This window comes from Aquimarina rubra (assembly GCF_042684305.1).
Classification (GTDB): domain Bacteria; phylum Bacteroidota; class Bacteroidia; order Flavobacteriales; family Flavobacteriaceae; genus Aquimarina; species Aquimarina rubra.
This window is the reverse complement of sequence record NZ_JBHULE010000008.1, coordinates 720,213-734,310: the sequence shown is the minus strand read 5'-3', so window position 1 is coordinate 734,310 and position 14,098 is coordinate 720,213. Positions and strand designations below refer to the sequence as shown.

Here is a 14,098-nt window from a genome sequence, read left to right as displayed (position 1 = left end):
ATTCAATTAAATAAGATGAATTGACTGTTATTCAGTGTTATGTGAAAACTCCTCCTCCTTGGGGAGAAGGTTTGGATGAGGGGATTTTACATCAAAACCCTCACCTTAGTCCTCTCCCAGAGGGGGAGGAAACGAGTAAACGTTTAAAAAACATGCTTTAATCCAATAATATACTCGTATTAATTAATATTCTTTATGCTTACTATTTAATACTAACTTCTCAATACTAACTTCTCAATACTAATTCACTCATTCCAAGCTCTCAGATTACTTATCGGAATACCAAAGCCTAATAGTTTATGTTGTTTCGCTAGGTAAGCACCACTTTCTGTAGTGGTCCAATTTTCCCAAGTTGCTTCAACACCACCGATTGGTAGTAAAGAAACCCACATCTGATAGCTTTTCGGTAGGTAGTTTTGATCCACTTTCCATAAATAAGAATCACCAGGAGTAGTGCCTCCAGAACCATAGGTGATCAGTAGGCCTTTAGATCCATCTTCCAGATTGACTAATTTTCTGGTGACACCTGTATCAAATAATTTGTGAGGTGCTACTACCCAGAAAGAATCGTTATTAAAATACGACAATGCTTTTTCTAACATCTCGTCTTTTTCAGAATTGACTAAATCTACATTGTCTTTGCTAATGGTACTATTTTTAGGATTTAGAAGATCTAGATTTGCTTTGTAATCTTCCCATGTTACTTCGACTTTTCCAGATTTTTTATTCCAGAGATAGTGATTTTTATTTCTAAAGGTCCATTGTATATAATCAGTATTCACATATTTATCGTGTTGTACCGCTTTTTGGATTTGTAAAGCAAAATTATCAGCTTCTGTTCCAGATGTACCTTCTGGCATTTTTTTGTGTAGTGAAAAGTATAGAATTGCTACCAAAAAAATGATAATTACTAATAAACTAGTGAAGAATATTTTGAGGAGTTTAAAGAGTCGTTTTTTCAAAGGATATTGGGTTTTGATTAGATATTATAAGCCATTTTTGATCTTCAGGGTTTATTTCTTTTAATAGATTATTACTTATTGCAAAATAAATTGACTATTAAGTGTCAAAAATAATCAATTTATTTTGCTTCTCTTTTTTAGTATATCTGGGTTATTTATATAATAGTGGTTTTATGATTTCTCCATTACTGATGATTAATTCTAGATTGCTAGTCGCAGAGATATCTTCTAAAGGGTTTTTACTTAAAAGTACCAAGTCTGCATCTTTTCCTATTGTAATACTTCCGATCTGATTTTCCAGGTTTAAAAGTTTGGCTCCATTGATTGTCGCTATTCGTAATACATCTTTATTCGAGATACCACACGCTTTTAATAATTTTAATTCTTTATGAAAGCTATCTCCAGGAACTATCCAAGGATTGTTGGCGTCAGTCCCTGCAGTTAACATAATACCTTCTTCGTGTAACATTCTGGTAAATCGTTCTACCTTGGGCCAAACGTTATGTGCGATCTCAAAATCATCTTTGGTCCATCCTATGTTAAAGTTAAAAACGGTTTTCCAGTTAGTTACCAAAGGCTCTGGAAGCCTTTTTAGTAATTCATTGCTCTGATATAATCCCTGATCTCCGAAGAAAGCAGCATGAAATGGAATTAATGTGGGATCAATAGATACGTCATTCGATTTTAGAGCTTTGATCATTTCTTTTATTTCTTTGCTATCAAGATCTACGAGCTCAAACCACTTGAAGAATGCTTTAGTTCCCATTTTTTCCGCATTATGGTAATCTTCTCTTTTACTTTCCGGAATATAACTATCGTTACCTGGTATAATATGTACGATATTATCGATTCCCAAGTTCGCAGCTTCTGTCCAGGAAGTCGAATGCAGGTGCGCTACGGTTCCCAAACCAAGCTTGTGGGCTTCATCGATACCAGCTTCAAGAAACTCTGGAGTCAAACTGGTATATAATTTCACCAGATCGACTCCGGCCTTATATTGTGCTCTTATTTCTTCTCTAATTTGGCTCGTATTGTGCACGGTTGCTGTCAGATTTTTAAATCTTGAAGTATCCAAAATACTGCCGGCAACAAGTAATTCAGGACCTTTTAATAAACCATTCTCTATCTGCTTTTTTGCTTGCACTGTTGATTGCGTATACCCACCAGGATCTCTTGCCGTTGTTATTCCATATTCCAACAAAAGTTCGAGTGTGATTTTGGGTAATTCTTTTTCCAATTTGATGGCCAATACCGGTTTTTTATCTTCAAATTCGACCCCAACAGGTCCTAATGCTACGTGAACGTGAGAGTTTACAAATCCCGGAGAAAGATATTTTTCTGTACCATCAATAACTTTGGCGTTTTCGTAAACTTTGCCTGGTTTTGAATTTACTATTTTTTGAATCTTTTTTCCTTTAATCAAAACGTCCTGAGAAGTTTTTAGGATTCCGTTTTCTACATCAATTACATTTACATTTTTGATGACCAGATCTTGTGCTTTTGCATTCATTAAAAATAAAGCACAAAGAGTTAATAAGACTATACATTGTTTTTTCATTACTTTAAGTTTTTAAGTTTTGCCCTGATTAGTAATGAAATAATTGATTTCTTACATATTTAAATATTTTTTTTTGTTTGATGTAATATTTGGACAATTCTGATTACTAATCGTTGAAAGTGCACCTTAATATGGATAGTAAAAAAGAACATTTTCATCAATTTCTGAATGATCATATAGGGATCATAAAGAAATTATGTCGTGGTTATACCAATAATTCTCAGGACTTTGAGGATTATGTGCAGGACGTATGCTACCAGCTTTGGAAGTCCCTGGATAATTTTCGCGGAGAATCTAAATCATCTACCTGGGTATATAGAGTCACACTTAATGTATGCATGTACAACCTGAAAAAGAAAAAGAGGGTTCAAATAATTCCCACAGATCGAATAGAAATTAATAGAAAACTGGATGAACAGGTTGATGAAGATCAGTCGAATGACAACTATCAATTGCTTTTTGAAGCTATTAGACAGTTGCAGACTATAGACAGAGCTATTATTATGCTTTATCTGGAGAAAAAAGAATATAAAGAAATCTCAGATGTAGTAGGGCTGCAAGCCAATAACATAGGTGTAAGAGTAAACAGAATTAAGAAAAAATTAAAAGATATTATTGATGAAAGACTTAGAAGAACTGTGGGCTGAAATTCCTAAAGACGATATTACACAAGAAAAGGTAGATAAATACCTAAAAGAAAAATCAAATAATGAACTAGATCAATTTACCAAAATACTAAAGGTGGAGCTTGGCATTAGCATATTGGTTGCTGCTGCTCTTTTTATGTTTTATAATAGAGTAACCTTTTCTATATGGATCGTTTGTTTGCTATCACTTTTTGCGGGATGCATTTTGACACTACATACTTTAAAAAAACTACAAAAAATAAAACCTACCGACAGCGTAAGGAATTATATTAATGCTTGCATTAGATTTCTCAAAACCTATCTAATCCAATTTTTTGTAACTGTACATTTGGTATTGATAAGTGCTGTAGGGATTCTGAAATTAGCAGATTATTCTGAACTTGGATGGATGGATTTCTTTCAAACCGAACAGGGTAAAACACTATTAATCCTTGTCGGTGTGCTTGATCTCTTTATGATATTGTATGCAAGAATATTTTACTACAGTCGAATAATTCGATTAAAAAGTATTTTTGACGAATTTTAATCAGAACTATCAGAATTAGAGTGGAAATTTTTTAGATCCAGGTTTAATAAAGGTTTTAAAAACTAAAATTCTACAAACCGATTTACTTTCCTATTTAAAAAGATTACAGCGAAGCATAGTACTCAAAAGCATCGATGATCAAATCATCAGACACAATACAGTTATATTTTGCCTCGCCTATGGTGTTTAACAATACAAAATAGATATTTCCTTTTTCATTCTTTTTATCGTGTACCAGTAGTTCCATTATCGCTTTATAATCATTAGGATCAATGTCGACTTTTGGAAATGTAGCGAGAATTACATGGCTGATTATGATGAGTTCTTCTTCTGTTAACGATAGTTGTGCGGCAGAAATAAATCCTTCTAGTATCATTCCAATAGCAATCGCTTCACCGTGTAGTAATTCAGGTTTTTCTGGATGTGTTAGATAAAAAGATTCAATGGCATGGCCTAAAGTATGACCGAAATTCAGATATTTTCTGATGTTTTGCTCTGTTGGATCTTCAAAAACAATTTTATTTTTAATGACTACAGAGTCATAAATCAATTGATCCAAATCATCCGTGGTTAATTTGGAAAGATCGCTCATTTTTTCCCAATAAGCTCTGTCCTGTATCAATCCGTGTTTAAGCATTTCTGCAAAACCACTGCACATTTGCTTAACAGGTAATGTTCCTAAAAACTCTGTGTCCACCAATACCATTTCGGATTCACTAATAACACCAACCATATTTTTTAGATTCCCGAGATCTACGCCTGTTTTTCCACCAACAGAAGCATCTACCATTGCCAATAATGATGTTGGAACATTGATGTAGTTAATACCACGTTTATAGGTACAAGCAATGAAACCACCAAGATCCGTTACAACACCTCCACCAAGATTGATTAGTAAACTTTTTCTATCTGCGCCATATTCTGCTAATACACTCCAGATACTACTACAGGTATCTATGTTCTTATTGATTTCTCCTGGTTCAATTTCAAGAACTTCAATCTCATATTCTTTTTCTATTTTACTCATAAAATGAGTATAACAATTCTCATAGGTATTGCTATCTACAAGAATAAAAATTTTGGAATGGTTTGCTTTTTCCAGGTAAGCATTAAGAGCAGCGTAACATTCATCATTGAAATAAACGATAGAATCTTTAGAAACTATGGGCTTCATAAAAGGTGTTTTAACAGGCTGTGAAATTAAGTAGAATTTGTAATAAAATAAACTTCCAAGTTCTATATTTGCAGATATCTTAAAACAAACAGTTGGTAATTGATAATACCATCATAATTTTAGTGAATTGACTATAATAGTTACGAATCTTTAAAATTTGCATTTAATGAAGGAACATACTTTGTTTGATAATACCGAGACTGCTTTTGCTTTAAAAAGTGATTCTGAACTAGAGAGAGCTTATTTTCTTTTCAAAATGATTGCTAATGAACCGCTGGTTCGTATTGGTACTGCTGTTACTAATTTTGCATTAAAAGCTCATTTACCCGTACAAGGATTAATTAGAGCAACGGTTTTTGATCATTTTTGTGGTGGTGTAGATGAAGAAGATTGTATTCCGGTAGTGGAAAAAATGTATGAAAAAGGTAGGGTTTCTTCTGTTTTAGATTACTCTGTAGAGGGTAAAGAGGAAGAAGCACAGTTTGACCACGTACTAGAGAAAACAATGCAAATCTTAGATTTTGTAGATCAAAAAGAAGCAATTCCTTTTGGAGTTTTCAAACCTACAGGTTTAGGTCGGTTTTTGGTTTGGCAAAAGAAAACAGAAGGGACACCGCTAACTGTGGCAGAGGAGAAAGAATGGAGTAGGATTGAGGAACGTTTTGATCAGGTGTGCAAAAAAGCCTATGAATGTGATGTTCCGCTATTAATTGACGGCGAAGAAAGCTGGATGCAGGATGCTGCTGATGAATTGGTAGCCAAAATGATGGCTAAGTACAATAAAGAAAAAGCAATTGTATATAACACCTTACAATTGTACAGACATGATCGATTTGACTATCTTAAGAAATTGCATCAAGAAGCAAAAGAATCTGGTTTTAAAATCGGAATGAAGATCGTGCGCGGTGCGTATATGGAAAAAGAAAATGATCGTGCTGCAGAAAAAGGATACCCAACACCTATCTGTGAAAGTAAGGCTGCTACAGATCTTAATTTTAATACCACGTTAGTTTACATATTACAAAACCTAGATGATATTTCCGTATTTATAGGCACTCATAACGAAGATAGCTGTTACCAAGCTATTGAGTTAATGAGAAAAGAGCAAATAGTTAAGAGTGATCCTAGAGTATGGTTAGGACAGTTGTATGGTATGAGTGATCATATTAGTTTTAATCTAGCAGCAGAAGGTTATAATGTGGCTAAATACCTTCCTTTTGGACCGGTTAGGGATGTAATGCCTTATTTAATACGTAGAGCTGAAGAAAACACCTCTGTTGCCGGACAAACTACTAGGGAATTAGATTTATTATCAAAGGAAAGAAAAAGAAGAAAGTTATAATAGTTGGCAGTCTTTAGTCAACAGATTTACTAAAAGAACAATTCCAGCTTCTCCCTTAGAGGGAGAGATGTCAAGATACATCTTGACAGAGAGGGTAAGTGTAGCACAAATTTTATTATATGTATTAATGTTTAAGCAATGAACCTAAACCAAGTCACCGTTCCATCTCTTAATGTAGAACGATCTATTTCGTTTTATGAGAAACTTGGTTTACGATTAATCGTAAAAGCGTTGCCTCATTATGCTCGTTTTGAATGTAAAGAAGGTGATGCTACCTTTTCTATCCATCAAGTCGAAAAATTACCTGAAGGAGATGGGGTTTATGTATATTTTGAAACCGTACAATTAGATCAAGAAGTAGAACGATTAGTTGCAGAAGGATTACAGTTTGACCAACTGCCGATCAATCAAAGCTGGTTATGGAGAGAAGCAAGGCTTAAAGACCCTGATGGGAATCAAATCATTTTGTATTTTGCAGGAGATAATCGTAAGAATCCACCATGGCGCGTTAGGTAATTGTTTTAAAAAGGATACCCAATTGCAAAATTCAATATGGGATTAGCAATATCAAATTTAAAATTTTGTTCTTCTTCTGAAGGATCATTTAATGGAGCTGCCAGATCAAATCGAATTACAAAGTTTTGAATATCCACCCGCAAGCCAACACCCGCGCCAATACCTAATTCATTTATAAAATTAGAGGAAAATTTTCCTCCGGATAAGGCATTATTCTCTTCCATAAGCCATACATTTCCTGCGTCTGCAAAAACAGCACCTTTCAGATATGGAATTATAGGGAATCTGTATTCTAAATTAGCTTCTAGTCGTATGTCTCCTGATCTGTCAAAAAAGGATCCAGAATCTTCATCGCTAGGTGTATAAGTTCCGGGACCGAGTGATCGTATTCTAAAGGCTCTTACACTAAAAGGTCCTCCAGCGAAATACTGTTTTGAAAAAGGTAATGTTGTAGAGTTACCATACGCCAATCCCCATCCACCAAATAAACGGGTTACCAGTTTTTGATCATTACCTAAACTAAAATGATATCTAAAATCGATATCGGCTTTTACATATTGAGCATATTCTAATCCTAAAAATGAATCAGATTCTGTTCCTTCTTCATTTTTTCCAAAAAGGCTAATGGTATTTCCAGCGATATCAAAGTTTGCATTAAAATAAAAAGCATTCTTAATAGAACTGTCATTAAGCTCATTATATATAAAAGAGTAGGTGAGTCCTGCAATAAACTGTTGATCAAAACTACTTGCCAAAAAAGGATTTTCATTGAGGATATCTTTAAACTCTTGTGTTGTATTAGAAAGATTTACATAATTAATACTTATTGGGTTCAGTTCGTGATTAACAAAACGATTGGCATTCCAGCTATATCCAAAACTGGCATTGATTGAATTCAGGCTGTATAATTTACTTCTATTAAGGTATTCGAATCCCGCACTAACAATTGTCTTTGGTACCGCATATTTAAATCGATCCATAATTTCTATGGGAAACAACAATCTGGGAAATATAAGATCTGATTTAAATCCAATTTGCGTGCTGCTTAGTCCTTGATTTTCTGATCCAGATAATTGAGTTTCATATCCCAAATAAGCCGTTAAATTTAACGTTTCTCCTCCTCTAAAAAGATTTCTATTTGCATATGTTAGCAAAAGATTAGGACCTGTAAAATTGTTAGATTTAGAAACAGCCTGTAACTCTGCTCTAATAGCACGTTTATTTAAGGGGGATAAGTATACATTAGCAGTCAGATTACCGTTTCCAGTACCATTGTTGCCTGTATCAAGAACATCATATTCTATGTTTACGAATTTGTAGGTTCCTATAGAGGATAAACGGTTACTGGTTCTTTTAGAAATAGTGGGATTATATAATTGTCCTTTTTCAAATAAAATATAGGATTCCAGTCTTTTAGGTTTAAAATATTCTTTATTCTGAATAACATTAATACCTGAGTAGGATACAGTATCCTTTATAATACTATCAGTATCTATCGCGTAGTTTGGATAAACATTGATTTCATCAACTTTATAAGGTACCAAAGATTTTTCGGGCACTTCTTTTTTTAATCTCAAAAATAAATCGAAACGTTTGTTTTTATATTGATTAGTATCTGCTTCGAAGATTAGGAAATCTGCATTAAAATTGTAATACCCTTTGTTTTTTAATGATCTATCAATTCGTTCTCGTTCTAATTCAAATAAAGCAAGATCAAAACGATCATTTTTTTTGATCAAGCTATTTGCTAATGTTGCTTTAATATCCTCACCAATAGGATATGTTGTAGCGTTTAATTGATAGGTTTCTAATTTGTAAGGTTCATTAATTGATGCCTTATATTTGATCCTGGCTCTGGTACTATCCTTAATAACCTCGGAATCTATGATACTTCTGAAAAAACCTCTGTTTTCCAGTCTGTTATCTATTAGTTCGTTTATACGAGCTTGATCTACATCAGAAAGATAGACGGGTTCCTCTCCAAAGTTTTTAAATAAGAATCTATTGATAACTCCAGGGTTTTTCTTTTGGTTTTTATAATAAGCGTATAATCCTAGTCTGATTCCTAAAATTTTAGTGTTTGGTTTTGGTCTAAGTACCGATTCTAGCTCTTCTTCTATTGCTTTTAGATTATCAATGCTCTCTTCTGTTTGTAAACCTAACGAAGCACCTGTGTATAGCTGCTCATCACTAGGTATAAATCTTTTTACTCCACAAGAATAGAGCAGAATAATCATACCGATAAAAAGTATAAGGTTTTTATTCAAGATCAATTTTCTTTTTTATTATTGATTTTCTTTTGTTCCAGTTCTTTGACAGATTTAGAGAATAATTCTTTGAATTTATTAAACTCTCTATTAAATATTAATGCTATTCCGGTTACAACTAATTGTCCGTCGATAACGCTTTCGAATTCATTTTTTCTAAAACCTTTAAGACGATATCTACCATTTTCTGTTAGTAGATATTCGAGACTTACATTACCTATTACAGGAGTACTTTCACCAGAGTTCTGACTGCTACCTTCGATATCTACATCGCTTCCTACTTGAACAATCAATCGATCATTAAATAATCTTTTTTGTGCATTAATTTCTAATTGAGTTCGGTCTTCTGGGGAGTTTCCTTGGTAATCGGTATAACTGTTGAGGCCAAAATCCAATTCTATGCCTGTATCACCGATTAGCTTATCAGAAAAATTATTAAGTTGACCAGATAAAACCTTATTAACATTGTCTCTGGCTATAGAAACTGCACCACCATTACTGCCATCACTTCCTGACTGAGGAAAGAATCTGTTGAGCACTAAAAGAGAAAAAACTTGTTTATTTAGTTCCTCTTCTTGATTGTTAAGCTGTTGTACTTGTCCATAAACCTCGCCTCCTAAAGATCCTTGTTCTTCTTCCGGCATATCCAGTTGAAAAGAAATTTCAGGTTCTAGTAGCTCTCCATCTACATTAAGGTATACTAAAAACGGTAGTTTTTGCCTGAATTGATTGACTACTCCTGCAGATTCTCCGGATGTTTTAGAAGCCATTAAAGATGCAGCAGAGGTTTCTACATTATAAATAGCGGTTACATCTAATTTTGCATCTAACGGATCTCCTAGCCAAGTAATAGAACCACCGGGAGCAATAGAGAACCTTCTTTTTACAATATTATACAAACTCACCTCATAATGACCATCAGAAATATCATAACGTCCGGAGAGTGTGGTTCTTCCATTTGGTTCCATTCCGAACTTAAATTCGCCCTTTCCTGAAACCTGAAAGTTATCTTTGCTTCTTTCGTCGATGATAATCTTAAAAATTGAGCCTTTATCAATTTTCAATCGTGTATTAATGTCATACCCTTTTAGTAATGCTGTTGCATATTGATCCTCCTCTTTACGTGTAATAATAGCGTCAGGATTTTTTCGATTGACGAATACTACGACTCCTTCTCGCTCTTTAATATCGAGTTCGGATTCGGGAACGATCAAAGTAAAGTCAGATCCTTCATCAATTGCCAGATTTCCTCTAACTTTAGGAATATTTAGGTCTCCCTGTATATCAAGATCGGCCGTAACTTTAACTTTACCATAAAAGAGATCATTATCTTCTCTAGTTGCATTTAAAATCTGAAAGTTTTTAGTTTTTAGCTTAAGATCAAAATTAGGATTGTTGCTATTTTTGGTTCCTATTTTTCCATCCAGTGAAAAGGTGTTTTGATTTCCATCGGCAATCGTAAAATTATTTAGAAATAATCCGGAATTATTAATTTTTATATTCTCTTCGGGAAATGTAAATCTTGTATTTAGTGTATTAACAATAAAGCTGGTGTTTTCAAAATGAAATACTCCGTCATATTTAGGTTCTAAAGTGGTGCCTGTAATTTTTGCACTTCCGGTAATTTTCCCTTTGGTATCTGAAATTTGATCGTCTACAAACTTTTCTATGACTTTCATATTTAACTTTTCGAGGTTAAAGTCCAGATTTATATCAGCTGCGTTTTCAGATGCTTTATAATCTCCATTGAGACTTAATTCAGCATTTTCACCGTTTAGCTTCAATGCCAGATCATAATTTTCTAAGCTTTTGGATGTGGCATTTAGTGTAAGATCACCTAAAGGTATTTCTGTAACTTCTAAGTTATCAATAGCTATATCCGCAATTAATCCTGTTTCATCAAATGGTTTTTCGATAGTCAATTCGCCATTAAGGACTCCATTGGCCAATACTTCGTCATTACTTAGAATGGAGGTAAACGTTGATAAATAAAACTTTTGGAATGCAATCTTGATATGTTCTTTATCGATAGAAGGATCATGAGAGCTAATTGTTAATTGTTGTTGGTTTTGAGATAATTGAAAATCTTGAAAAACTAGATAGTTCTTGGCTATAGTAATTTGATTATTCTCAGAAATTGACCAGGGATTTTTGTCAAAAATTACAGATGCTGGATTTATATGATAGTATAGTGTATCATTTTTGAGACGTAATTCGGATCGCAAACGAGCGATCTCATCAGTTTCATTGTTTGTACTAAAATCAAGTAATAAGGTTTGATTTTCTAGTACTCCATCGATAGAAGTTTTATTTATATGTATGGGATCTGATAAAATATTCTTCCATCCCAAAGAAAAGTTTAAGTCCTTCCCGTCTCCATTAATCGTAAGATCAAGACTGTCTATACTACTATTATAGTATTGTACAGAAGGAGCTTTAATGCTGGCGGTAAGTTTTTCTTTTTCTTCAATAAAATTGATAGAAGCTGTAATAGAGTCCATTTTCTTAATTCCAGGAAGCAATACGTCGCTAAGTATCGGTTTTTCTCTAAGCGTTATATTCATTTTAATAGCTACCGGTTTTCTTAGGGTATCTCTCACATCAGATGCTGAGATATAACTTTTTAACTGAGTTTGTATCGAGGAATTTATTTTACTAATGTTTGCATCAGCAAATAAGTTAGCATTTAAAAATCTACTATCTATTGAGGCCTTTGTTTGTTGATCATTGCTGGATGCGGTGATGTTAATGTCATTAACTGGATAGGGTTCACTTCCTTTTACAACTAAAGCATCGGTGATATTAGAAGTAAATCCGAAATTATCCGGATTCCCTTCAAAATCAACAAATAATTTGAATTGAGTTTTAATCGGTTCTTGCGTGATGCCCAGTCCATTGAGGTCAGCTCCTTTTATATTTACCAATCCGTTAATTTTAGGTGAAATAGAGTCTAATTCCACCTTTGTATCCAGCAATAAATTTAGATTATCATCTTTAAACTTTGCATTTACGTTACCTTTCCCCTGTGTAATTTTACCTTCTAATGATAGATTAGAAAAATCATATTCATTATAAGTCAATTGTTTAAAATTAGAGTCCAAAGTTGCATTTAATGTGTTTAGAGAAGTTCCTGATCCCGATAGTTTTGCAGAAAAAGAGAGTGGACCAAGTTGTTCATTCTTTAATAGCCTTTGGAGTTGAACCCTTATTATCTCAATATCTCCGGTAAATGCTATAGAATTTTTGTTTTTATAATTTCCTTCAATAGTCACAGATCCCAAGGAGGTCTCAATCACAGATTTACCTTTGATATCATTAAAAGAACCATTTAGTTGACCATTTATGGATGCTTCTTTTGGAAGAGCAATTCCCAATTCTGATTCATTTACAAAGTTCTTAATGTCATCACGTGTCGTACTGGCTTTATAACTTAAACTATCAATAACAAGCTCTTCTTCTGTGAGAAGATTTTTTATTCCTCCTTTCAATTTTATTTTAGTATCTGTTCCCCAATTCAAACTAGATACGTTTGCGTTGAAATCAGATATTTTCCCATCAATTTGTAGTGAGCCACTAATTTTTTTCTGAGCTAAAGAATCTACATAAGAATTTTTCGCTATATCCGGTTGAAAATAATAAGAATCTCGTATATCAATATTTATAGTATCTAAATCAATATCCATCTTTGATTTCTCTGGATTATTGATGAAATTAGTTAAGGAAGTATAACGTAAATTTATGCTACCATCTAGGTTGCTACTATTCGTATTTATAATTAGATTATTCATTGCTAAGCCTGAAGAATCATTGATACTTATTTTAGAGGAAAAGTTATTGAGTCTAAATCCGCTACGATCGCTAAAAGACAACTTAGCAAGATCAATATTTGCTTTACCCTGTATTAATGTAAGATTATTAGCTTTTAGTGTTAAAGAACTGAATTCAATATGATTAGGATTAAATTCTGAAGTACTTATGATATTAGGAGTGGTACGGTATTGTATAGAATTATTTTGTAAGGATAATCGATTAGCTTTTACATTTATATCTGGCCATTCAAAGGTAAAAGGAGCGTTATTTATAGTGTTGTTGGATGTATTATTTAAATCTACATACGAGATTTTTGAGTCGTTGAGTGCTAAAACATCCACTTGATAATTAAGCTTTTCTAAATCTATAAAACCTGATTCTATAGATAACTCACTTATATTAGAAATCAACGTATTTTTTTCAGGTATTGATGTGTAATTAGCTTCTATTTCTTGAATTGTGAGCTCGTTTATTTTTATAATAGGTAAACGGTTATTGCTGATAGTGGTATCTGGCTTAGTTGCTCTAGTTTGAGTATAATCGACAATTGAATTTGTGAATTCTAATTCATCGATTTCAAAAAACATGGATTCCAAGTCAAATTTTTCTATTTCTACTTCTAAAGTGCCTAGCTTAAAACTACTATCGATTCCGGAAGATTCGTCCAGAAAGGTAACATCAAAATCGTTTAATGCAATATTTCCAATTTTAATTGGAACAGTTTGTGTAGAATCTGTTGGTTGTGATACGGAATCATTATTGGATGTAAAAGCCTCGACTATAAAATCAAAGTTGAACGAAGCCGTTTCCTGTGTTTTGATGATATTTGCTTTTACACCATTCCAATCTAAAGATTTTAGATGATAACGTTTTCCTCTGATCAAAGGAACCAAAGCTATAGAAGCCTCTAGTCTGTTTGAATATAGCAGTGTGTCTTGCTTTTGATCTTCTATGTAAACACCTTCTAAAAGAATATTTCCGGAGAATGTAATATAGGCTTTGTCAATATTGACAACTGTTCCGGTTTTATCCGATATGTAAGAGACTAATTTGTCTACAATAATGTCTTGACCCCATTGACTTCTTATAAATAGAATTAAAAGAATGAATATGAAAAGTATGCTGGTAATTATTTTGGATAGTAGTTTTAACCATCTATATTTTTTCTTCTTTTTTTTGTTCACAGGAAAAAGTATACTATTATTTATGCGTTTTAAAACAAATGTACATTGTTAAAAGTTAATCTCTTTTGAATTTTATCTTAATATGGTCTTAATGATATCGATTGGTTTAAAA

Annotated in this window: 9 protein-coding genes; 4 read left to right on the top strand and 5 right to left on the bottom strand. The window is 33.1% G+C overall.

Features of this window, described 5'->3' with window-relative positions:
- Positions 1-245 precede the first annotated feature (245 nt).
- Both ACFSR1_RS07505 and ACFSR1_RS07500 read right to left on the bottom strand, forming a co-directional pair.
- The gene (locus ACFSR1_RS07505) at positions 246-860 is read right to left on the bottom strand and encodes a hypothetical protein (protein WP_378291175.1); all 615 of its coding nucleotides are present in this window, start codon (positions 858-860) and stop codon (positions 246-248) included.
- A 253-nt stretch (positions 861-1,113) separates the two neighbouring features.
- Complete coding sequence (locus ACFSR1_RS07500) at positions 1,114-2,520, bottom strand: amidohydrolase family protein (RefSeq protein ID WP_378291174.1); 1,407 nt, start codon at positions 2,518-2,520, stop codon at positions 1,114-1,116.
- A 131-nt stretch (positions 2,521-2,651) separates the two neighbouring features.
- On the opposite strand from ACFSR1_RS07500, the gene ACFSR1_RS07495 reads away from it, so the two are divergent.
- Positions 2,652-3,167 carry an RNA polymerase sigma factor gene (locus ACFSR1_RS07495; protein WP_378291172.1) on the top strand — a complete coding sequence of 172 codons (516 nt, stop codon included), beginning with the start codon at positions 2,652-2,654 and terminating at the stop codon, positions 3,165-3,167.
- Positions 3,139-3,693: a hypothetical protein gene (locus ACFSR1_RS07490; protein WP_378291171.1), complete on the top strand. Its 555-nt coding sequence runs from the start codon at positions 3,139-3,141 to the stop codon at positions 3,691-3,693. The genes ACFSR1_RS07495 and ACFSR1_RS07490 overlap by 29 nt, the downstream gene beginning before the upstream one ends.
- Positions 3,694-3,796: 103 nt before the next feature.
- Here the strand turns inward: ACFSR1_RS07490 and aroB are convergent, their stop codons facing one another.
- Entirely contained in the window at positions 3,797-4,867 is a 1,071-nt protein-coding gene (aroB, locus tag ACFSR1_RS07485) for a 3-dehydroquinate synthase (protein WP_378291169.1), read from the bottom strand.
- A 166-nt stretch (positions 4,868-5,033) separates the two neighbouring features.
- On the opposite strand from aroB, the gene ACFSR1_RS07480 reads away from it, so the two are divergent.
- Together ACFSR1_RS07480 and ACFSR1_RS07475 are read left to right on the top strand one after the other, a co-directional pair.
- Complete coding sequence (locus ACFSR1_RS07480; protein WP_378291167.1) at positions 5,034-6,209, top strand: proline dehydrogenase family protein; 1,176 nt, start codon at positions 5,034-5,036, stop codon at positions 6,207-6,209.
- Positions 6,210-6,347: 138 nt separating this feature from the next.
- Positions 6,348-6,725: a VOC family protein gene (locus tag ACFSR1_RS07475; protein ID WP_378291165.1), complete on the top strand. Its 378-nt coding sequence runs from the start codon at positions 6,348-6,350 to the stop codon at positions 6,723-6,725.
- Positions 6,726-6,730: 5 nt separating this feature from the next.
- On the opposite strand, the gene tamL is transcribed toward ACFSR1_RS07475, so the two are convergent.
- Positions 6,731-8,992: a translocation and assembly module lipoprotein TamL gene (tamL, locus tag ACFSR1_RS07470; RefSeq protein ID WP_378291164.1), complete on the bottom strand. Its 2,262-nt coding sequence runs from the start codon at positions 8,990-8,992 to the stop codon at positions 6,731-6,733.
- Between the two features lie 2 nt (positions 8,993-8,994).
- Positions 8,995-13,986, bottom strand: coding sequence for a translocation/assembly module TamB domain-containing protein (locus ACFSR1_RS07465; RefSeq protein ID WP_378291162.1), 4,992 nt, complete (start codon positions 13,984-13,986; stop codon positions 8,995-8,997).
- Positions 13,987-14,098 lie beyond the last annotated feature (112 nt).